This is a genomic window from Shewanella litorisediminis, assembly GCF_016834455.1.
Taxonomy (GTDB): Bacteria; Pseudomonadota; Gammaproteobacteria; order Enterobacterales; family Shewanellaceae; genus Shewanella; species Shewanella litorisediminis.
The window spans coordinates 2538913-2560629 of sequence record NZ_CP069213.1 but is presented as its reverse complement, the minus strand read 5'-3'; the positions used below and the strand labels follow the sequence as shown (position 1 = coordinate 2560629).

Annotated in this window: 16 protein-coding genes; 3 read left to right on the top strand and 13 right to left on the bottom strand. The window is 53.0% G+C overall.

What is annotated here, in order from left to right:
- Positions 1 to 55 precede the first annotated feature (55 nt).
- From JQC75_RS11165 to JQC75_RS11115, 11 genes are all read right to left on the bottom strand, one after another.
- Complete coding sequence (locus JQC75_RS11165) at positions 56 to 433, bottom strand: VOC family protein (protein ID WP_203324179.1); 378 nt, start codon at positions 431 to 433, stop codon at positions 56 to 58.
- A 105-nt stretch (positions 434 to 538) separates the two neighbouring features.
- The gene (locus JQC75_RS11160; RefSeq protein ID WP_203324178.1) at positions 539 to 1837 is read right to left on the bottom strand and encodes an OmpP1/FadL family transporter; all 1299 of its coding nucleotides are present in this window, start codon (positions 1835 to 1837) and stop codon (positions 539 to 541) included.
- A gap of 409 nt (positions 1838 to 2246) precedes the next feature.
- A complete protein-coding gene (gene putP, locus JQC75_RS11155) occupies positions 2247 to 3695 on the bottom strand; it encodes a sodium/proline symporter PutP (RefSeq protein ID WP_203324177.1) in 1449 nt (482 codons plus the stop codon).
- 307 nt (positions 3696 to 4002) lie between these two features.
- Positions 4003 to 4707 carry a DUF3379 domain-containing protein gene (locus JQC75_RS11150; RefSeq protein WP_203327205.1) on the bottom strand — a complete coding sequence of 235 codons (705 nt, stop codon included), beginning with the start codon at positions 4705 to 4707 and terminating at the stop codon, positions 4003 to 4005.
- Positions 4700 to 5263: a sigma-70 family RNA polymerase sigma factor gene (locus JQC75_RS11145; RefSeq protein ID WP_203324176.1), complete on the bottom strand. Its 564-nt coding sequence runs from the start codon at positions 5261 to 5263 to the stop codon at positions 4700 to 4702. The genes JQC75_RS11150 and JQC75_RS11145 overlap by 8 nt, the downstream gene beginning before the upstream one ends.
- A 162-nt stretch (positions 5264 to 5425) precedes the next feature.
- Complete coding sequence (locus JQC75_RS11140; protein WP_203324175.1) at positions 5426 to 7045, bottom strand: BatD family protein; 1620 nt, start codon at positions 7043 to 7045, stop codon at positions 5426 to 5428.
- The gene (locus JQC75_RS11135; protein WP_203324174.1) at positions 7039 to 9141 is read right to left on the bottom strand and encodes a vWA domain-containing protein; all 2103 of its coding nucleotides are present in this window, start codon (positions 9139 to 9141) and stop codon (positions 7039 to 7041) included. Before JQC75_RS11135 ends, JQC75_RS11140 begins: the two co-directional genes overlap by 7 nt.
- Positions 9138 to 10121 carry a vWA domain-containing protein gene (locus JQC75_RS11130; protein WP_203324173.1) on the bottom strand — a complete coding sequence of 328 codons (984 nt, stop codon included), beginning with the start codon at positions 10119 to 10121 and terminating at the stop codon, positions 9138 to 9140. Before JQC75_RS11130 ends, JQC75_RS11135 begins: the two co-directional genes overlap by 4 nt.
- Complete coding sequence (locus JQC75_RS11125) at positions 10115 to 10618, bottom strand: DUF4381 domain-containing protein (RefSeq protein WP_203324172.1); 504 nt, start codon at positions 10616 to 10618, stop codon at positions 10115 to 10117. The genes JQC75_RS11130 and JQC75_RS11125 overlap by 7 nt, the downstream gene beginning before the upstream one ends.
- Before the next feature lie 40 nt (positions 10619 to 10658).
- Positions 10659 to 11600, bottom strand: a complete 942-nt coding sequence (locus JQC75_RS11120) for a DUF58 domain-containing protein (RefSeq protein ID WP_239001997.1) — start codon at positions 11598 to 11600, stop codon at positions 10659 to 10661.
- A gap of 11 nt (positions 11601 to 11611) precedes the next feature.
- A complete protein-coding gene (locus JQC75_RS11115) occupies positions 11612 to 12568 on the bottom strand; it encodes an AAA family ATPase (protein ID WP_203324170.1) in 957 nt (318 codons plus the stop codon).
- A gap of 227 nt (positions 12569 to 12795) precedes the next feature.
- On the opposite strand from JQC75_RS11115, the gene fadI reads away from it, so the two are divergent.
- The 3 genes from fadI (at position 12796) to JQC75_RS11100 (ending at position 16609) form a co-directional block, all read left to right on the top strand.
- The gene (fadI, locus tag JQC75_RS11110; RefSeq protein ID WP_203324169.1) at positions 12796 to 14106 is read left to right on the top strand and encodes an acetyl-CoA C-acyltransferase FadI; all 1311 of its coding nucleotides are present in this window, start codon (positions 12796 to 12798) and stop codon (positions 14104 to 14106) included.
- A gap of 6 nt (positions 14107 to 14112) precedes the next feature.
- Complete coding sequence (gene fadJ / locus JQC75_RS11105) at positions 14113 to 16233, top strand: fatty acid oxidation complex subunit alpha FadJ (RefSeq protein WP_203324168.1); 2121 nt, start codon at positions 14113 to 14115, stop codon at positions 16231 to 16233.
- Positions 16234 to 16405: 172 nt separating this feature from the next.
- Positions 16406 to 16609 (top strand): hypothetical protein, encoded by a 204-nt coding sequence (locus JQC75_RS11100; protein ID WP_239001996.1) that lies wholly within the window; start codon positions 16406 to 16408, stop codon positions 16607 to 16609.
- A gap of 225 nt (positions 16610 to 16834) precedes the next feature.
- On the opposite strand, the gene JQC75_RS11095 is transcribed toward JQC75_RS11100, so the two are convergent.
- Positions 16835 to 17197, bottom strand: coding sequence for a hypothetical protein (locus JQC75_RS11095; RefSeq protein ID WP_203324167.1), 363 nt, complete (start codon positions 17195 to 17197; stop codon positions 16835 to 16837).
- 89 nt (positions 17198 to 17286) lie between these two features.
- Complete coding sequence (locus JQC75_RS11090) at positions 17287 to 21423, bottom strand: EAL domain-containing protein (protein WP_338055022.1); 4137 nt, start codon at positions 21421 to 21423, stop codon at positions 17287 to 17289.
- Between the last annotated feature and the right edge of the window lie 294 nt (positions 21424 to 21717).

The following is a 21717-nucleotide window of genomic DNA, read 5'->3' as shown; positions in this document are numbered from 1 at the left end:
GTTTCGCACCAGAATACGCAAATTACCGCCCCTTTGCATCAGGAGTGTGACTGAGTTACGAATTGACACTCATTTGCCAGAGTTCCACCTTATTGCCATCGGGGTCGATAAACCAACCGAAACGACCAAACTCTGTGTCTTCCCGGCCGGGCAGCACCTCGGCCCCACCGGCGGCGGCCTGGGCCAACACGGCATCCAGGTCGTCCACAACCAGATTAAACATAAAGGGATGGCGGGAAGGATGGAAGTAGTCACTGCCGGCGGCAAACGGGCTCCAGACACTGTAACTGCCTTTGGGCAAGTCCAGCGCCCTGAAGGCACAGCCTCCCCAATGCTCCACCGGCATACCCAAATGGGCCTTGTACCAGTCAGCCAGGGCTTCGGGATCCGAGCTCTTGAAGAATATGCCCCCCAAGCCAATCACCTTTGCCATGTGCTTTCCCCTGTTTGGGCAATGTCTGCCTGATTAAAGGGTAGGCGACAGTGGCGATGGATACAAAAAAGCCGCGACAGGCGCGGCTCTTTTTCAGTGCAACTATCAGAACTTATAAGAATATTGCATTGAATAGTAGGTAGCGTTGGAGCGGGTGTGGGCCACAACGTCACCAATAATGGCGCTGGTTTCCAGCACTTCAACGTTTTCACCGCGAACAAAGGCTACACCGAAGTCGATGGTGGACTTGGTGCTGAGGTTGTAGCTGGCGCCCAGGGTGTACCAGTTGCGGTCTGAGTCAGGGATAGAGATAGAGCTGATTTCGTTTACTACGCCCTTGTCGTGCATGTAACCGGCACGCAGTGTCCAGGCATCAGTCAGCGTGTAAGTGCCGCCTACGCTGAACAGCCAGGAGTCATCCCAGGCATAGTGCTTGAGCTGGTATGACGGAATGCTGACATCGCCAAGACGACCATCTTCGAGGCTGATTTCTTTAAAGTCGCCCCAGGTAGTCAGCTGCGCTGTGTAGTGCACAGCAAACTTCTCGGTCAGCTGATGGAAACCGGCAACCTGGAAGATATCCGGCAGCGGGATAACAATCTCATCGTAGTTGGCAGCAGCGCCAGCCTGAGGCACGAACTGGCTGATGTCGCCGCTGGCTTTAAACTCAGGGCTGAAGCGATAGCTCATACCGATACGGTTATCGGCATTGAACTCGTACACCGCGCCCACGATACCGCCTACGGCCCAGCCGTCAGCATCCACGTTCACCAGGTTGACGTTGGTCATGCCAACATTTGGTACAGGCAGCTGGCCTTCACGGGTCAGTTTGCCTTCGCCATAAATCAGGTCGATACCGGCACCCAGACTCAGCTGGTCGTTTACGCGGTAAGAGACACTGGCGTTGAGGTTCATGGTAACCACTTCGGTGTTGCCCAGCAGATCAACCGGAGCTGGGATTGTTGAACGATCTGGGATCTGCACAACATTACTTGCCAGTGAACCCACGTCGGTACCGGTACCGAAGTTGGAGAAGGCCGCCACACCAAAGGCCCATTTATCATTGATGGGGTTGATGTAGTAGAAGTTAGGGATGATTTTGGCTTCAGCGGCCGCATCTTCGGAGCCGAAACACACAGCAGAGCCGTTCAGGCACACGTCTTTTACGGTGACGTCGATATCGGCGTAGGTCACGCCCATGGACAGGGCGGCGCTGTCGAACAGGGCCATGGCAGCAGGGTTGCGTGACAATACAGAGGCGTTGTCGGCAATCACGGCATCACCGGCAAACGCACGGCCGATACCAGTGGCAGATTGGCTGTTGAGCTGGAAACCGGCAGCCATGGTCTGGGTGCTGGCCAGAGCAACGGCGGCGGCAAGCAGTGTCTTGTTGAAGTACTTCATCGTCTCTTCTCTTTTTTTGGGTCATGCCGCAGGCAAGAGGGCCTGACGGTAAAAATTAACATGGCATCTTAGGAGTATGACTGTACCATAACAAGTCCGACCAGAGCTTTTGCTTTAGTTAAAACCTGTTAAAAATCAGTTAATTTATATGGGGTGTCGATAAGCGAATTACCATTGGTGGCGTTTATCTGCTTCACTGGACTGGCCAGTTGGCGGGGCTTTGTGGCAAGTTGAATGTGGACAGCTGTTTAGTTAAGCATTTACCGAATCAGCGGGATTGGGATACAAAGGGTTACAGTTCTCAGACAATAAAAAAGCGTACAAGTGTACGCTTTTTTATCTTCCGGGGCTTAGCTCATCGGGTTTGGCAATGGTTTATATCCCCGAGACCTTATCTGGACTGCGCTGATTAAAGCCGCTGTTTGAAGTCATCAAAGGCGCTGGTGACTTGCTCATCCACCGCTGCCAGCTTGCTGAACACCACCCCAGCCAGGGTAGCAAACATAAAGCCCGGCAGAATTTCATACAGGTTGAACATGCCACCACTGAGCTGCTTCCACACCACAACGGTAACGGCACCGGTGATGATGGTCGCAATGGCGCCGGTTTTGCTGTAATCGCGCCAGAACAGCGACAGCAGCACCACAGGGCCAAAGGCGGCACCAAAACCTGCCCAGGCGTAGCTCACCAATCCAAGAACGCTGCTTTCGCGGTCAAGGGCAACGACCCCGGCAATCACCGCAATCGCCAGTACGCCAAAGCGGCCAACCAGCATCAGTTCTTTATCCTTGGCTTCGGGGCGGAACTTGCGGTAGAAGTCTTCTGTCACCACGCTCGAGCACACCAGCAACTGGGAGTCGATGGTGCTCATAATGGCCGACAAAATCGCGGCAATGAGCAGGCCAGCAATCCAGGGATTGAACGCCACCTGAGCCAGATGAATAAAGACAGTCTCGGCATTGGCGAGCGGTTCCTTGGCGAAATACAGACTGCCGGCAAGGCCCGTGGCCAGTGCACCCATCAGCGACACTATCATCCAGCTCATGGCAATGCGGCGGGAAACCGGCAGATGGTCAGGGCGCTCAATTGCCATAAAACGCGACAGAATATGTGGCTGACCAAAGTAACCAAGGCCCCAGGCCATCAGCGAAATCACCCCAAACAGGGTGGTGTTTTCACTGATAAGCGACAGCATCTCGGGCGACAGCGAGTCTATGCTGGCGTGGCTGTCGGTGTTGGTGAAAATCGCCATGGGCACAATCAGCAGGGCAATCAGCATCAGACAGCCCTGGAAAAAGTCGGTCCAGCTCACCGCAAAGAAGCCGCCCACAAAGGTGTAGCCGACGATGATGGCGGAGCCAATCACCAGCGCTGCTGTGTAGTCGAGGCCAAACACTTTCTCAAACAGGATGGCGCCACCGACCATGCCGGACGAGGCATAAAAGGTGAAGAACACCAGGATAGTGAGGGCTGACACAAACCGCAATACACCGGCTTTGTCGTGGAAGCGCTTTTCAAAAAAGTCAGGCAGGGTCAGGGCGTTGTCGGCCAGCTGGGTGTAAATACGCAGGCGCTTTGCCACAAAGAGCCAGTTCAACCAGGCACCAATCACCAAACCAATGCCAATCCAGGCTTCACCCAGACCGCCAAGGTAAACAGCGCCCGGCAAACCCAGCAATAACCAGCCTGACATATCGGAGGCTCCCACACTGAGTGCGGTTACGCCCGGGCCCATTTTGCGGCCACCAAGAATGTAATCATCAACGGAGTCCGTGGCCTTGTAGGCCCAGAATCCTATCCCCATCATCAGGGCCAAATAGCCCACAAAGGTGACTAAAATAGGTGTATCTATGCTCATGCTGTATCAACCATAGGTTTTTTATTGGAATACTTTCGCCATCGCATGCTATCAGAAGTTTGGGCGGGATCCCAATTGCCTCAGGAGTTGTGATGCATATCTGACCAGTGCGGCTGTGATGTGCTCAACGGCTGAGCCGGATACGCTGAAAGCGAAGAGTGGGTAATCCGTCGTCGGGCAACCCGGTGTCAGCGGGGGGATACGTCAGTGCAACATTGCCATCGATGTTCACTCAGTTAAGGCAGACAGCGATTTTTGGTTAGGCAGGATGGACGCAGACGGCCAATTGGCCGCCTGCGTCGGCAGCTTATATAAAGCTTTGCAGCAGGTTTTGTTCGATGTGTTCGAGCGCGGATTTTTCTTCGCCAACCAGCAGCAGGTAGGCATCATCTGTTTTCACCCCAATGCCCTGATAGCGATTGTCGGCAAATTGGGGGGGCAGCTGCATCCGCTCCTCCACCGGCACAATAAAGAGGGTAACCTTACCGGCATCGCTTTCCAGCACCAGATGCAAGCTGCGTACTCCCTGAAAATCACAGTAGGCCTTAAATACCACGCGGCCTGGAACGCTGCTGAAATGGGCTGACTCCAACCCACGCACACTCACCAGACTGGCGTTCAGATCGCCAAGGTTGACGTCTCTATCGCTGTGCAACGCTTTGTACTCGTGGTACACGTGGCTGAGGGCATGTTCACCCAAATCCACAGGCCCCAGCCGCAACAGGCTGAAACTCAATCCAAAGACAAAGGCCACTGAGGCCGCCATAGCAAGCAGAAACGTGGTGCGGCGCCGCTGTTTGTGATGAACGGTCAACTGTTGGCGCAGCAGCAGTTTGTCGGCCAAATCATCAGGGACATCCACCTTGAGTGCTTTGGCGATTTTTCTGTCCAGCGCCTTAAGATCGCTGACAAAGGCATCGCGGCCAGAGGCCTCCTGTTGAGCCTGTAAAAACTCAGGATCCTGGCATTGTGGTTCGCCATAGGCTCGGCGGCGAAACTCAAGTTCATCCATTGGATTGACCTCGGCTTTCTGGTTGTTCAAGTGCGTCTTTTAATTGGTTGCGGGCCCGAAAGAGCCGGGTCATCACTGTGTTGCGGTTGAGCTCCAGCAGTTCGGCAATTTCATCACCGCTGAAGCCGCCAATGACCTGGAGTACCAGGGGTTCCCGATATTCGGGTTCCAGCTTGGCTATCTGTCGTCTCAGCCAATAGTGCTCGGTTTCATCTTCGGTGGTGTGGCTTAGCACATCTTCCAGAGAATCCTGTTCTATATCGCTGTAATCAAACTGTTTACGCTCAAATCTGCGCGCGTTTTCCCGCCGCAAAATGGTGATGAGCCATGCCTTGGCTGCCTTGTCATCCTTGAGGGAATCCAAAGACTTCCATGCGCGTAAAAAGGTTTCCTGGGTGATGTCTTCTGCGATGTGTTTATCGCCGCACAGCCAATAGGCAAAGCGGTAAACATCGGCATGAAGCGCCCTGACCAGGCTGTCGTAACGTCGTTGTTTTGTCAGCATGTCAGAGGTGACCGCCCCGGTTGCGAATTTCTTTCGCAGCGATGCAAACATTTTTATCCCTGTAGTGCCTGTGCCCTCATCAGGAGTGAAGAGGGCCCTTGATGTTGGGGGGGTTGAACCTTTGGCCAAAAGTGATGATGGGGGTACTCGGGTAAGCCGCGTTCCCCACTTCGGCCGCAGGCCCCGGTGGTATCCCCTGCAATACGCCTGCCGTCAGGGATTGAGATCACCGAGTGAGGCCGCGGTGCTGGTATTGGTTTTTGTCTCCAATGCCTCGATGGCGGCAATGAGGGACGCACCATCTGGCGCCTCATTGCCTGTGCCATGCTGGCCAAACCGGGCGCGTTGTATCTGTCCAAGCGCCTTCCCGAGTGGCTCAGACAAGGTTCTGGCTTTGTCGAGGGTAATGTTAGTCCCGTAACGGGCAGACAGGTAGTCTGCGGCCGCGCTTAACATGGCGCTGCCATCCGAGCCACGGCATGCGTCAGCGAGCTGTTGTTTCAGCTGGCTGACGCCCTGAGGTTGTGACGGCGTTGGTACAAGAGACGCTGGCGCCCGTTTAACACTCATGGCCCAACCCAGTGCCGTAGCCAGCCAGCCCAGTGCCAAAAAGGCGGTAAGCCAGGGCCAGTAGCTGGCGGTGGGCGCTGTTGCCTCGGAGATCGTCGGCACGGGCGCGGCAGGTGCCGGGCCCGTGACCCTGATGGTTCTACCGGGAATGCTGGCAATCTCACGGCGCTTTAAATGGGGATTCCACCAGGGCACTTCGATGGCAGGCAGTTCAAAGGTGCCCACTTCGGTGGGTACTATGGCCTGGGTTAATCTCAGCTGTGCCACCAACTGGCCTTCCCGCACAAAGCTCTTGATCTCGGGCTTTTCCGGATAGGACTTAAGCTCTGCTGGCAGGGGCAGATTGAGGCTTGGCAGGCTGGTTTCGTCGGCATTGGATGCCAGCAGGGTGATGCTGCGGGTAATGGGTGTGCCGACGGCAAACTCCTCTATATCCTGAGGAAACTCTTCCTTTAGCGCCACCAGATTGGCCACGAGCCAATGCCCTTGCCAGCCCTCTGGCTTGTCGAGCACCTCGATGGCGGTATTTTTGCCCGTGGTGCGCATGGGACGGCTTTCGTTAAAGTTGAACATGCCGCCGTTGCGGGGGGCGGGGACCAATACATCCCCTTCAAATACGGGTGCCTGAAGGGTTAAGGAGCCTGATTTATCGGGAATAATGCCGTACATCCTTTCAATGACCCGAAACCGGCGGCCGTCGACAATTTCGCTGCCATCTTTGTCTTCTCCGAGCTGCTTAATCTGGGCTCCGGCCATTTGCGGCGCCGACAGTTCGCCCCGCTGCAGGTCCAGGCCCAAATAGAGTTTGACCTTATAGAGCGCCAACTGGCCCACATACACACTGGGGGTGAGCAGTTCGCCCTCTATATACAGGTATTGGGCGTCGCGGTTTACCTGATCCTGCTCTGACACTTCCACCCGGATAGGAGCAGAGGATACGCCGTCGATGGTAAATGACGGAATGGTTAGGGTGCCCGTGGTCCGCGGCGTCAGCAGTACCTGCCAGCGGGTTTCTTTCTCGCTGTTAAAGTTGATGATGCGGGTAGAGCGGCTGACGCTGGTGCGGCCCACCAAAAAGTTTCGCAGCAGCGCGGAGGTGTCCAGACGGTTGGCTTCTACTTCATCATCGGCAATCACGGTGAGCACCAGGCTCTCATCGCGTCCCACCGGATTTTTATCGACTGTGGCCTCAATGCGGTCCAATGCCCAGCCCGGGAGGGTGAAAAAAAACAGGGCGAGTCCCAGTATCAGATTCCTTACCACTTTTCTTTTTCCTGTCTGTGTTCACCGCGGGCGCGGCGAAGTTGATATTCCAGTTGCATCTTGTTGCGAAGCAGCACCGAGGGGTCGTCGTTGACCGACTTTAGTGCCCGCAGCATCTCCGGCGGCAGGTCCGACTCTTTAAGGGTGGGATCTATCACCCCCACCTGGGCTTGCTCGCCATCTTCCTGCTGTTCACCTTCTGCGAGCTGTGCGCTTGTCTGGGCTGCTTGATTGCCTTTATTGCTTTGCCCGTCCTCCTCATCGCGACCATTCATAGCTGCTGGCTCATCTGTTGGGGCAGGGGCGTCCTGCTGCGACATGGGGACATCGGCACTCATGGGGGCTTCGTTGCTGCTTTTATCTGCCTTGCTGTCTGGGTCTGAGCCTTCGTCATTTGATGACTGTTCTGTGGATGTTTGATTGGCAGCGCTCTGGTTACTGGCGCTCTGGCTACCGCCACTTTGATTTGCTGCGCCTTGGTCAGACAGATCCTTATCCGGATTGGAGGCTGACTCCTTAGCGGTTTCGCTGCGGCTGTGTGCATCCGCTGAGCCTTGTGAACCCTCAGAACCTTGCTGCTGGCCGTCTCCTGACGGGTCATTGCTGCTCTTATCAGAACCCTGTTGCGGGTTCTGGCCCTGTTCAGAACCTGATTGCTGCGTATCACCTTGTTGCGATTGTGAGTTTTGCTGCTGTGATTCGTCAGATGAGGGCTGTCCATCCTGGCTGTTTTGAGCCTGCTGGGATTTTTGCATCTCATCGAGGGCTTTAGCCAATGCCGCATTGCGCTTGGCATCTTCCATATCAGGTTGCAGCTGAAGTGCTTTTTGATAGCGTTTCGCCGCTTCATCGTAGCGGCCGAGCTGCATCAGGGCATTGCCCTGATTATAGAGACCTGCAGCACTGCTATCTTTCTCAAACCCCTGCAACGCGGCTTCGTAATTTCCGGCGCGGTAGTGGGCGGCGGCCTTCCAATCTTCACGCTCGAATTCATTGGCGGCTGTGGCGAAGTCTTGCTGCCGAAACGCCTCCATGGCCTGTTGATCCCGGGTTTGCCAGATACTGGCCCCGGCGTCAGGGCTGATTACGGAGAGCGTCAACATCGCGGGCAACAGCATCGACGCCAGCATGCCCCTTCGGAAACTCAGCAGCGCAGGTAAAAGCAGCAACAGGGCGAGATAAGGCCCCAGATCCTGCCAGGTGTCACCGGTGAGCTCTGTGTCTGTGGCTTCACCTTCCCGGGATAGCCATTGCACCAGGCGACCGATGTCACTGCCATCGAGGGTTGAAGGTTGCCAAATGCCACGCTCGGATTGCGCCAGTTCGTCGAGGAGCTCGGCGTCCAGCTTGGGCAGTACCAGATTATCGTCGTTGCCCCTGACAAAACTGCCATTTGGCAGCTTCATGGGCGCGCCCTGGGCTGTACCAAAGCCATAAACGGCCAGGCGAAATGGGCTGCCTTTCAGCGCCCGCTTCACATCTGCCACATCGACCATATCGAGCCCATCAGTCATCAAGACAATGTCACCGTCTGGGTGTCCGCCCTGAATAAGCAAATCTCTGGCAAGGCTGACGCCAGAAGCAGGAGAAGACCCCAGTAGCGGCATGATGTCGGGGCTGAGTGAGGGCAGCAGGTTCAGTAAGGTGGCCTTATCCCGTGTCAGGGGGCTTATGACAAAGGCATCCCCGGCATAGGCGACCAGCGCCGTATCCCCATCACTCAGCTGATTTATCAGGTCGATGGCACGAAACCTCGCCTGAGTCAGTCGGTTCGGTGGCAAGTCGGTGGCATACATGGAAATGGACATGTCGATCACCAGAACCCGTGCTGCACCGGCTGCAAACACCGGCATGGCTTCCTTGGTCACTGCGGGGCCGGAGAGGGCGACGGTGGTGATGCTCCAGGCTGCGCCGAGCCACCAAAAACCCAAGCCTGAGCGGCGGCTGGTGCTGTCGGTTAACAGTACCCTGGCGAGATGGGGCGCGATGTACCCCTGCCAGGCTGAGATTGCACCTTGGCGGCGGTTTAAAAACCATAGTAAGGGCATCAACGGAATAAAGAGCAGCAGCCATTCGGGCCGAATAAAGTGGATCATGGCGCAATCCTCCCGGGAGCACCCAGGCCGCCTTCGCGCAGTGCCGCCAACAGGCTCAGCAATAGGGCGAGGGCGAGGGGATAGAAAAACAGCTCCTGCTTGGGCCTGAAACTCTGGGTGTCCCGGCTTACGGGCTCGAGTTTGTCGATTTCCTGATAAATTGCGGCGAGATCCTCACTGCTCCGGGCCCTGAAATACTTGCCCTGGGTGGTGTTGGCTATGCGCTGAAGCTGCGCCTCATCCAAATCCATGGAGGGGTTGACTCTGTCGCGGCCAAAAAAGCTGCGCCGCTCCATCACGTCGGCACCCACGCCTATGGTGTAAATGGTGACCTTGCGTTCGGCGGCAATGGCAGCGGCGTTATCCGGTGCGATATTCCCCGCATTGTTGGTACCATCGGTGAGCAGCACCAGTACCCTGTTACTTTCTTCAAGGTTTTCAAATCGTTTTACTGCGAGAGCGATTGACTCACCAATAGCGGTTTGTTTTCCGACCAAGCCAATTTGGGCTTCGCGCAAATATTGGGCGACAGAGCGCCTGTCCAGTGTCATGGGCGATTGCAGGTAGGCATGATCGCCAAACAGAATAAGGCCGATTCGGTCCCCGGCCCTGCGTTCAATAAAGTCGCTCACCACATGCTGCACCAGGGTAAATCGGTCCACGGTTTTGTTGTCCAGCACCATGTCTTCGATTTGCATGGAGCCTGACAGGTCCACCGCAACCATCAAGTCCCGTCCTTTAGTTGGCAGCTCTATGGGCTCGCCCAGCCATTGGGGCCGGGCGACCGCAAGCACCAGCAGAGCCCACATCAGCCACTTGAGCATGTTCCTCGCTTTTGGGGTGCTCATGTTGATTTTGGTTGTGAGGTCACCGCTGCCGGGCAGGTGCAGAAAGCCACCCTGGGTTTGGCGCTGAGCCGGCTTAATCAGCAGCGGCAATGGCAGCAGCAAGAGAAGCCAGGGGAACACCAGAGTTAACATACTTTGGCCTCCCCGGAGTTTGTGTCAGATGCCAAAGGCTTGTGGGGCAGGGAGGCAATCCAACGCTGCGCCTCCTGTTTCAGGGCATCAGCATCCTCTGCGCTGAGTGGCGCCTGCCGATACGCAGCTTGGGCCATCAGTTGAAACACATCCAAGCCTTGCCGGTTTGGATATCGGCTGGCGAGAAACTCAGCCCAGGCATTGCCCGTCAGGGAAGCGATTTGCGCCCTCGGGTAATAGCGCATGGCTACGCGTTTAAGCAGCCCGGAGAGGTCGAGCGCAAACCCGGGATGAGTGGGCGAAAGTTCGGCGAGTAAAGCAAGCGCTTCGGCTCTGGGTTTAAGTAATGCCTGTTTCGCCGCCCTGTATTTGAGCCAGCGCCAGAATCCGAGCGCCAACAGGCCAAGCAGGATTGCCAGCACGGGCCAAACCCAGGGCGCGGGTGGCCAGGCTGACACCTCTGGCGGCAGCTGAATGTCTTTCATTTGTGCAAGCATGGGGTTGCCTGCCGGAGTTGCCGAAAGATTTACCATGGTATTAACGCAATATGTCCAACTGAGCCGAGAGCGGCTGGCCTGCATCGACGGTTTTAAGGGCGATGCCCAGCCGCTGGGTGAGATGTTCAAACGCCTTGGTCTGCGACCTTTGGCGCTCAAGCCATGCCTGATAGCCACTGCGGTCGAGCAGCCTCTCTTTGCCAGCTTCCCGCACCGGCAGCGCCAGATTATCGGGCAGAGGAAGGCGGCCATCACGGAGGGGATCTGTTATCAAAAACGCGCCAAGCTCGCAGTGGCGTTTAAGGTTCATCAAGGGACCGACACAGGCATCACTGAAGCCAGACCCATCAGACAGCAACCAAATCAACGAGCCGGGCTTGGCGATGCGCTCCAGCCGCTGGCAGGCCCGCAGCAAATGCTCAGGGTCCCGCGGCGTGGCATCAAAGGCGGTTAACTGATGACGATGCACCTCAGTCAGCGCGCTGATGAGCTGTAACATACCGGATTTACGGCTTCTGGGTTTGAGCTCCAGGTGTTCATGTTCGCTGGCGATAAGGGCGCCAATGCGATCGCCGTGACCTATGGCACGCCAACCGAGGGTGGTGGCCAAATGGCAAAGCTGAACTGCCTGCAACATCAAAGTCGAGCCAAAATAGAGACTGTGGCTTAAATCCACCAGAAGCAGCACAGGGCGTTCACGCTCTTCCACAAAGAGTTTGGTGTGGGTCTTGCCGGTGCGGGCGGTAACCCGCCAGTCGATGGTACGCACATCATCGCCTTTTTGATACTGGCGAACCTCGGCAAACTCCATACCCCTGCCTTTGATTTGGCTGGCTCTGTTGCCAGCCATACTGGCGCGGGCCTGGCTGCGCACATCCGGCAGCGCTCTGGCAAGCTCCTGGCAGGCCAAAAGCTCAGGGGTATCCAGATGCACACCGTCGGCAAAGAGTGGCAGGGTGACAGACCTGTTAAGCTCGGACATTGGGCCTCGCATCAGGGCACGGCTACCTGAGACAAAATGTGGTCAATCACCGTATCGGCGCTGACACCTTCTGCCTGTGCACGGAAACTCAATAGTAAACGGTGGCGCAGCACATTGGGGGCGACGGCCTGAATATCTTCCGGCGACACAAAGTCGCGGCCATCGAGCCAGGCGCGGGCGCGGGCGCAGCGCTCGAGCGCCTGGCTGGCCCTTGGGCTGATACCATAATCGAGCCAGTTGCCCAGCTCTTCGCTGTACTTATGGCCCTCTCGGGTTGCCATAATGATGTCGACTATATATTGCTCCAGCGGCTCGGCCAGATAGAGCTCCAATGCCTCTGTGCGGGCCTCGAAGATGTCTGCCTGCGCTATGGGCTCCACCGAGGGCAGTTCGCCCTGCAAGGCTTCATTCCGGGACAGCTTGAGGATAAGCCTCTCGGTTTGGGCATCGGGGTAGTCGAGATTCAGATGCATCAAGAAGCGATCGAGCTGCGCCTCGGGAAGCGGATAAGTGCCTTCGTTTTCCAGCGGGTTTTGGGTGGCCATCACCAAAAAGAATTTGGGTAGTTTGTAGCTCTTCTTGCCCACGGTGACCTGGCCTTCTGCCATGGCCTCCAGCAGCGCCGATTGCACCTTGGCCGGCGCCCGGTTGATTTCATCGGCAAGAATAAGATTGTGGAAGATGGGCCCTGACTCAAATTCGAAGGTGCCGGTTTGGGCGCGGTAGATGTCGGTTCCGGTTAAATCCGCCGGCAGCAGATCCGGGGTAAACTGGATACGATGAAAGTCGCCTTCCACACCATCACACAAGGCCTTGACCGCCCGGGTCTTGGCCAGACCCGGCGGGCCTTCTACCAACAGGTGACCATTGGCAACCAGCGCGATAAGCAGGTTTTCGGTGAGAACAGGCTGACCCAAAATCAGGGTGTTCAGGTATTTTCTTAAGGCTTGAAAACGGCTCAAAGGCATGATGCAACTCGATTTATTCTATTGATAAGCTTGAGACATCCCCTATGGTAAAAAATTCCCTTACCCCTTGGCTAGTGGCAAAAATGCAAACAAGTGTTTAAAACCCGATGACAAGAAGTTAGAATCGGGTCACACTTTTAATGGTCAGACCTGTTGAGTCGTCAGGTCAGCAAGGAAACAGCAGCAGACGGACAGTGGCCCGATGCGGAGAATAAAGAGGGTGACAAATGAGTGACAGACAGCAGGTAACCAATGCCAGAGGCGAACGTATTGCCATCGTCTCGGGCCTGAGAACCCCATTTGCCAAGCAGGCGACTGCATTCCACGGGGTATCTGCCCTGGATATGGGCAAGATGGTGGTGAACGAACTCTTAAGCCGCAGCGAGCTTGACCCCAAGCTGGTGGAACAGCTGGTCTACGGTCAGGTAGTGCAAATGCCGGCAGCGCCAAACATTGCCCGCGAAATCGTGCTGGGCACCGGCATGAATGTGTCCACCGATGCCTACAGTGTTACCCGGGCCTGCGCCACCAGTTTCCAGTCGACCGTCAACATCGCTGAAAGCATCATGACCGGCAACATCGAAATCGGCATTGCCGGTGGCTCAGACTCTTCTTCTGTGCTGCCTATCGGGGTATCCAAAAAGCTGGCACATGCCCTGGTTGACCTGACCAAGGCCAGAACATTTGGCCAGAAGCTGGCAATTTTCCGCCGCCTTGGCATCAAAGATCTGCTGCCGGTACCGCCTGCGGTGGCCGAGTACTCCACTGGCCTCTCTATGGGGCAGACTGCCGAGCAGATGGCCAAGACTCACGGTATCAGCCGCGCGGATCAGGATGCCATGGCCCACCGCTCTCATACCCTGGCCGCCCAAACCTGGGCCTCCGGCGTGATGAAAAACGAAGTGATGGTGGCCCATGTTCCGCCGTACAACCAGTTCATTGAAAAAGACAACAACATCCGCGAAAGCTCGGATTTGGCCTCTTATGCCAAGCTGCGTCCGGTGTTTGACCGCAAGCACGGCAGTGTGACCGCCGCCAACAGCACCCCCTTGACGGATGGCGCATCGGCGCTTCTGCTCATGAGCGAAGGCCGTGCCAAGGCATTGGGTTACACCCCAATCGGTTACATCAAGAGTTATGCCTTTGCTGCCATCGATGTGTGGGAAGACATGTTGATGGGGCCATCCTATGCCACCCCCATGGCGCTTAAGCGTGCCGGTATGCAGCTGGAAGACCTGACGCTGATTGAAATGCACGAAGCCTTTGCGGCTCAGGCGCTCGCCAACATGAAGATGTTTGCATCCAAAAAGTTTGCCGAAGAAAAGCTTGGCCAAAACCGCGCTATCGGTGAAATCGACATGAGCAAATTCAACGTGCTGGGCGGATCCCTCGCCTATGGCCATCCCTTTGCGGCAACCGGCGCACGTTTGATTACCCAGATGTGTAATGAGCTCAAGCGCCGCGGTGGCGGTGTGGGTTTGACCACGGCCTGTGCGGCCGGAGGTCTGGGCGCGGCAATGATCCTGGAAGTGGAGTAACAGACAATGGAAAAGACGTTTAGCCTCAGCCGCCGTGACGACGGCATCGCGCTGCTGACCATGGATGTGCCGGGTGAAACCATGAACACCCTGAAGGCGCAGTTTGCTCCGGAGATCACCGCGATATTGCAGGAGATCAAAGCCGATAGCAGCATCAAGGGACTGGTTCTGATTTCAGGTAAGGCAGATTCCTTTGTGGCCGGTGCGGATATTTCCATGCTGGATGCCTGTGAAACCGCAGAAGATGCAAGACTGCTGTCCCGTCAGGGGCACCATGTGTTTGCCGAACTGGAAGGACTGACTATCCCCGTGGTGGCAGCCATTCATGGTGCCTGCCTTGGCGGTGGTTTGGAACTGGCGCTGGCTTGCCATCAGCGGGTGTGCAGCGACAGCAGCAAAACCATGCTTGGGGTGCCAGAGGTGCAATTGGGCCTGCTGCCCGGTGGCGGTGGTACCCAGCGTCTGCCGCGTCTTATCGGTATTGCCAACGCATTGGACTTGATGCTTACCGGCAAGCAGGTGCGCCCGAAACAGGCCATCAAGATGGGGTTGGTGGATGATGTGGTGCCCGAGTCCATTCTGCTCGATACCGCTATCAAGATGGCGCTGGCAGGTAAAAAGCCCCGCAAGCCACAGAAGACCTCATTGGTTACCAAGTTGCTGGAAGGCACGCCGATTGGCCGTAACATTATGTTTGATCAGGCCACCAAACAGGTGCTGAAAAAGACCCAGGGTAATTATCCTTCGCCACTGAAAATCATTGATTGCGTGCGTGAAGGCATGGCCAAGGGGATGGAAAAAGGCCTGGAAGTGGAAGCGGCGCACTTTGGCGCCCTGGTGGCCACTCCTGAGTCGGCTGCGCTGCGCTCTATTTTCTTTGCCACAACCGAAATGAAAAAAGAGACCGGTGCCGGTGAAGCCAAGCCCCGTAAAGTGGCGAAGGCCGTTGTGCTTGGCGGCGGCCTGATGGGGGGCGGGATTGCCTCTGTCACTACCACCAAAGCCAAGGTGCCGGTGAGGGTGAAGGACATCAGTGAAAAGGGGCTTTCCAATGCCCTTGGCTACGCGTACAAATTGCTGGATAAGGGTGTGAAGCGCCGTCATATGACGCCTGCGGAGCGTGACAAGCTGATGGCGTTGATGACCACCACCACTGAATACCGTGGTGTGAAAGATGCCGATATCGTGATTGAAGCGGTATTTGAAGACTTGAACCTCAAGCATCAGATGGTACGAGATATCGAGAGAGAATGCGGCGAGCACACCATATTTGCCTCCAATACCTCATCACTGCCCATTACCCAAATTGCTGAGGCGGCAAGTCGTCCAGAAAACGTGATTGGTCTGCATTACTTCTCACCGGTGGAGAAAATGCCGCTGGTGGAAGTGATTGCCCACGAGAAAACCTCACCCGAGACCATTGCCACTACGGTAGCCTTTGCCCGCAAGCAAGGTAAAACCCCGATTGTGGTTAAAGACTGCGCCGGTTTTTATGTGAATCGCATTCTGGCGCTCTATATGAACGAGGCGGCGCAGCTGCTGCTGGAAGGTCAGGCGGTGGATCATCTGGATAAAGCGCTGGTGAAGTTTGGCTTCCCGGTGGGCCCCATGACGTTGCTGGATGAAGTGGGCATTGATGTGGGCGCCAAGATTTCGCCCATTCTTGAAAAGGAGCTGGGTGAACGCTTTAAAGCCCCCGCCGCTTTTGACAAGCTTATGGCCGACGATCGTAAAGGTCGTAAGAATGGCAAGGGCTTCTATCTCTACGGTAAAGCAGCCAAGAAAGGTAAAAAAGTGGACGAGAGTGTCTACAGCCTGCTTGGCCTGACGCCGGCTACGGGTAAGGAAGCGGGTGAAATTGCCGAGCGCTGTGTGGTGCAGATGCTGAATGAAGCAGTCCGCTGCCTGGAAGAGGGGATAATTGCCTCACCCCGTGATGGTGATATTGGCGCTATCTTCGGTATTGGCTTCCCGCCTTTCCTGGGGGGCCCGTTCCGCTATATGGATACCCTGGGCGCGACAAAGATGGTGAGCCTGTTGGAAGGCTATCAGAGCAAGTACGGTGACAGGTTTGCACCAGCGGCATTGCTGAAAACCATGGCGGCCGAAGGTACACGCTTTTATTAAGAACCATATGGGTTGATTAAAAAAGCGGCAAGCCGATGCCGCTTTTTTATTGCCGCAAGGCAAACTTTTGCCTGAAAAATGTTCGATTTTGGTCCTGCTTTGGGGTAGACTCGTCGGCCGCAATGATGAATTGAATGTGGCAGGATGCGCCGTAACGTTACCGAGGTTGTCTATGTTGATGCTGTTTATCCTGCTGATGAGTTTGGGTTCCGCCTGGTATCTGGGAGTCCTGGCGTTTTCCCAGGGGATGCCGGTAAAGCGCTGGGCTTTTGTGGGAGCGCTGATGGGACCGGTAGGCTATCCACTCTTTACCACTCACAAACGCCTGAATGCACGCAGGGCAGGGCTGCTGTCAGGGCGCGATTTCCGCTGCTGAACTCATAGTCGCTATAACGTGATTTACTGAAACGACAAAGGGAGCCTTCTGGCTCCCTTTGTGTTGGGCGTGGGGAAACTCAATTCCACCAACCTTTGGCATTAACTACCTGAAGCTCAGTGATGCCCTTTGGCAGTTTCACTTTCTTGCGCTCTTGCTTGGCCAGACCCAGTGCTTTCTTGATTGAATCAAACATAACCTAATCTCCCTAGAAGTTTCCACTGCTTAGGCAGTTTGGGTGTAACGGATATGTGGTGAGCCGGCGGTGTAGCGAATATGCGGTGAGCCGGCGGTGTAGCGAATATGCGGTGAACCGGCGGTGTAGCGAATATGCGGTGAACCGGCGGTGTAGCGAATATGCGGTGAACCGGCGGTGTAGCGGATATGCGGTGAACCGGCGGTGTAGCGGATATGCGGTGAACCTTCGCTGTAGCGAATATGTGGAGAACCGGCGATATAGCGGATATGCGGTGAACCTTCGCTATAGCGAATATGTGGAGAACCTGCAACCTGCGTCTCTTGTGAAACGTTAACACCACCAAAAGCTGCAGATATCATGGCAACAGTAGTCAGAATTCCTTTGATCATTTTTATCGTCTCTCAGTTCAGTGATTGATTATTGACACTGAGAGACGCGTTGCATGTGTTGTGCCAATGTTGGCAAAGTGATGAAAAAACTATCGCTGATTGTATTTTTGGTTCAGGAACTCACCCATATCCTGCTGCAGCAGGGCGGTAAACTCGGCTTCTGGCACTGCTTTACTGTAGATATACCCCTGAACTTCTTCGCATTTCAGCGCCCTAAGAATATTCAGTTGTGAAGGTACCTCTACCCCTTCGCCTACGACTGTCAGTCCCATGTTATGGGCGATGGTGATAATGGAGTCGACCATTTTCAGATCGCGGTCGGACTTATCTATATCGTCCACAAAGGCCTTGTCGATTTTCAGCGTGTGGATTGGAAAGCGCTTGAGGTAGGACAATGACGAATAACCGGTACCGAAATCATCAAGGGCCAGGCTAACTCCCATTTTGGCGAGCTGCTGCATCACCTTGATAGCCTTTTCCGGCTGCTTAATTACAGTGCCTTCGGTAATTTCCAATTCGAGATTGGCCGCAGGCAGCTTGGTCAGACGTAAAATTGACTCAATACGTTGTTGCAAATCAGTTAATGCAAACTGACGTGACGACAAATTGACGGCGACTCTGCCATCAAACAGCCCCTGTTCGCGCCAGCGCTGGGCCGCAAAGCAGGCTTTACGCATCACCAGATCGCCGATTTCTACAATCAGCCCGGTTTCCTCTGCGAGCGGAATAAACTCCGACGGCGGGATCAAGCCCTGGGTGGGATGGTTAAGTCGCACCAAGGCCTCCATACCGGCCATCCGTGAACTTTTTAAGTCGACTTTGGGCTGGTAATAGACTTCGAAGAGGTCGTCCCTGAGGCCATCACGAATAAGATTTTCGACTTCCAATTGACGCAGGGCGTTTCTATTGAGTGATTCGGAATAGAATTGGTAGCGATTACCACCCGCTGATTTGGCGTGGTACATAGCGATGTCGGCTTTTCTGAGCAGCGCCTGCTCGTTTTGCTCATCTTCAGGGTAAAGCACAATACCGATACTGACGCCCACTACCAGTTTTTCTCCGGCAAGTTCAAATGGCGCGATAAAGGCATCAACCAATCCCTTGGCGATAGCTGCGGCGCTGCCAATATCGGGATCTTTGTCCAGCAGTACCGCAAATTCATCGCCGCCCAGGCGATAGAGGCTGGTGTGACCCGGCAACGCCGCTGACATGCGCTTGGAAACGAGCTGCAACAACTCATCACCCACTTGGTGACCGAGTGAATCATTGATTTTTTTGAAGTTGTCTAAGTCGAGTACCATCAGGGTATGATGCGTGTCTTTTTTCACCAGGTTGTTCAGAGACACCTGAAGGTTGGAACGGTTTGGCAGACCGGTAAGCAAATCGTTGTTGGTCAGTTTTCTCAGTTCTTCTTCCTGCTGCTTACGTCTTGAAATATCCGAGAATACCCCAACAAAGTGGCTCAGAGTGCCCTGTTCATCGTAGATGGCGTCCACAGTGAGTTCCATCAGGAATGTGGTGTTGTCTCCCCGGCGGGATTCCACCTCAGCACTCCAACGCCCCTGTTGGCGAAGAATAATGCGCACCTGCTCGGAGTAGGCGTCAGGATAGCAACTGAACTGAAGTTGAGTGCCAATAAAACTGTCTTTGTCCATCAGGCAGATGTCGCAGCACGCCTCGTTGACTTCCACAAATCTGAATTCATTGTCGAGAATGAACATGCCTTCAGAGATATTTTCGATGGCGCGTTCGAAAAGTCTCAGCTGCTCTTCGGCTTGTTTGAAATTATTGATGTTTTTGATTGTCCCTGTCATACGCAGGGCGTTTTCACTGTCGTCCCGCTCAACAATTTTTGCACGGTCCAAAATCCAGACCCAATGACCATCCTTGCCTTTGACACGGTACGCCGCTTCAAAGTGATCGGTTTCACCATAAAAATGACGATTCAGTGCTTCGCGCACCCGCTCCTGGTCCTGTGGATGAATATTACTCTCTTCGTCATCTTTCCCTGAGCGATGGCCATCTTTTGGAAACTCAAGCGAGCCCCAGATATTGGAGCGATAGATTTTACCTGTCTCTATGTCCCAGTCCCACATCTCATCGCCACTGCCCCATAGGGATAGCTTGAGACGCTCTTCACTGATTGCAATTTGGCGCTGTACTTCACGGCGACGCAGCGCGGCTTTAATAATGCCGGATGTGATTAGCAGAACAATTAACGCATAAGCTAGTTTGGCTTCGAGTGACATCCACCAAGGGGGAGTGATAGCAATATTTAAAGAAACTTTATCACCGGGTATGTTCGTAACTGGGTTAACAGCATAGACTTCAAACGTGTATTTACCTGGCGATAAGTTGGTATAGGTTGCCTGATTGCCACCTTCGGAGGAAAGCCAGTTTTCAGAAAGACCGTTAAGGCGATAAAAGTAGTTAATATTTTTTAGACCACTGGTCGGAGACTTGAAACTTAAAGAAAACGGATAGTCAGAGTACTTCAAGGTCAGAGACTCAATGCTCTCTAAGTTTTTAGGTAGTAATTCACTTCCAATGGGCACAGATGAGTTAAAGAGAGAAAGTTCTGTCAAGCTAACTTTAATTTTTTCCAAGTGTGTGCTTTCGATTTCGACAGGAATTATGCTTATTCCATTCATCCCGCCAGCTATAAAATAGTCTTCCGTAGAAATAGTGCTTTGAGTATTGTACTCGTTTTGGCTACCAAAATCGCTATTGTATGTAAGTAGAGAACTATTTTTAACTTTGTAATATTTCCCTATGGAGGTGGCCAGCAAGATGTTTTGTGGCGATACACTTACAGAGTATATCGGGTGAGTAGATTTAAAAATATTTGAAATCTTTCCATCTTTATAATTATAAAGTCCTGATTGAGTTGAGAAATAGAGAGTGCCATTTGAATATTTAAGGGAGTAAACAATCTCATGAGGGTGGACAATTTCTTGATGTTGCAGGTTTTTTGATATCTTTGATAAGCCACCTTGATGAGCAATGTAAATGTGATTGCCTGATATTTCAATGTCAAGCGGTTGCTGCTCTCCTATAAGCGTTGTCTTTGACAATAATTTCCCATTGCCTGCATCATACGCAATTACTTCGTTGGAGTATGTTGTTACATATAGGATTTCGTCCGAAATAACACCTGATGTTATCTTGTGGTCATCAGTTTTTGATATGGTGTCCTTGTTAACAATGAAGAGCCCTTCATTAGTACCAATGAAATACTTTTTGTTATGAGGGATTACTATTTTAGGTCCTGGTATTTTTGTTTCTATTTCTTCTTTTGTAACCAGGCCTGAATTCAATATTTTTAGTTTGCTGCTATCATCTGAAATAATTATGTCTTGATTGAATTTTTTTACATTCCAAACTGCGCTATTAAATTTTTCTAACTTTCTGGTGTATGTTTTTTTCTTATTAATTAAATAGGCTCCATTATTGTTGCCTATAACTACAATATAGTTTTTTGTTATTTTTAATTTTGATGGTTTTATATTTTCAAAAGCATTGGAAAAGCCAATTTTAGTTATATCTCTTAAGGATGCGCTTGAGGAGAATATGGAATCGCCGCGGGTGAAGTAAATTAAGTCGTTGAATGTATCTAATGTGTCCGCTGAGATTCTGTTTTCATGGGTTTCTAATCCAATTTCACCATTAATTAGAGTGACGGCTTTATTGTTAATTAAATGCAAGTCTTGAACATTTTCTTGTATTTTAATAAGTTTATCGTGTGATAATTGGTAAAGTTCACCATTATAGCTTCTTAGCAAATAATCATTGCCATCATTGATGATGGTTTTAATTCCTTTTAGATTATTGCTTCTATAATCATTTACTACTGAATGATCGGTTGGGTTTATAGAAGTTATTCCATTGCCCAGACCTATTAATATATTGTTGTTTGAGTTGGAAATAGACCAGACTGGCTCGCTAAATCCTTTAAATATCTCAAATTTTTCCTGTTCTGGAATATATTGATGAAGCCCTGAATCTGTACCAACAAATAGTGTACCATTTATTACTTCAAGAGATTGAATAAATGAACTGGTTAAGCCAGATTCGGAATGCTGAAAAAATTGCTTTACTGTATTACCATCATATCTGTTTAATCCATTGAGAGTGCCAAACCAAAGATAGCCGTCAGAGTCCTCAGCTATAGAGGTTACGGTGCTTTGGCTAAGTCCCTCTTCTACGCCGAGATATTTGCCATCCAAGACGAATGTGGGTTCGATATCGGAAGAAAAAGCGTTTGAACTCTGCGAGTGAAGAGTTATGAATAGTAGCAAGAAGAACCAAAGGGGGCTGAATGATAGAATCTTCATATGTTGTAGATTTTATGCGTACAAAGATTGCACTTAAGTGTTATCCCACTTTTTCAGAAATGTGCTGATTTGTCAAAACACTTGAGAATAATTTTTCTTTTCAGGGCAATCAGATGCACAAAAAGCGCACGTTCGATGAGCACTGCATTAATGAGCGCTGGTTTTGGGGGATGAGTGCTGTGCTGA

Coding starts and splice junctions, on each gene's coding strand:
- JQC75_RS11165 (WP_203324179.1), bottom strand. CDS start 433: ATGGCAAAGGTGATTGGCTTGGGGGGCATATTCTTCAAGAGCTCGGAT.
- JQC75_RS11160 (WP_203324178.1), bottom strand. CDS start 1,837: ATGAAGTACTTCAACAAGACACTGCTTGCCGCCGCCGTTGCTCTGGCC.
- putP (WP_203324177.1), bottom strand. CDS start 3,695: ATGAGCATAGATACACCTATTTTAGTCACCTTTGTGGGCTATTTGGCC.
- JQC75_RS11150 (WP_203327205.1), bottom strand. CDS start 4,707: ATGGATGAACTTGAGTTTCGCCGCCGAGCCTATGGCGAACCACAATGC.
- JQC75_RS11145 (WP_203324176.1), bottom strand. CDS start 5,263: ATGTTTGCATCGCTGCGAAAGAAATTCGCAACCGGGGCGGTCACCTCT.
- JQC75_RS11135 (WP_203324174.1), bottom strand. CDS start 9,141: ATGATCCACTTTATTCGGCCCGAATGGCTGCTGCTCTTTATTCCGTTG.
- JQC75_RS11130 (WP_203324173.1), bottom strand. CDS start 10,121: ATGTTAACTCTGGTGTTCCCCTGGCTTCTCTTGCTGCTGCCATTGCCG.
- JQC75_RS11125 (WP_203324172.1), bottom strand. CDS start 10,618: ATGCTTGCACAAATGAAAGACATTCAGCTGCCGCCAGAGGTGTCAGCC.
- JQC75_RS11120 (WP_239001997.1), bottom strand. CDS start 11,600: ATGTCCGAGCTTAACAGGTCTGTCACCCTGCCACTCTTTGCCGACGGT.
- JQC75_RS11115 (WP_203324170.1), bottom strand. CDS start 12,568: ATGCCTTTGAGCCGTTTTCAAGCCTTAAGAAAATACCTGAACACCCTG.
- fadI (WP_203324169.1), top strand. CDS start 12,796: ATGAGTGACAGACAGCAGGTAACCAATGCCAGAGGCGAACGTATTGCC.
- fadJ (WP_203324168.1), top strand. CDS start 14,113: ATGGAAAAGACGTTTAGCCTCAGCCGCCGTGACGACGGCATCGCGCTG.
- JQC75_RS11100 (WP_239001996.1), top strand. CDS start 16,406: ATGTTGATGCTGTTTATCCTGCTGATGAGTTTGGGTTCCGCCTGGTAT.
- JQC75_RS11095 (WP_203324167.1), bottom strand. CDS start 17,197: ATGATCAAAGGAATTCTGACTACTGTTGCCATGATATCTGCAGCTTTT.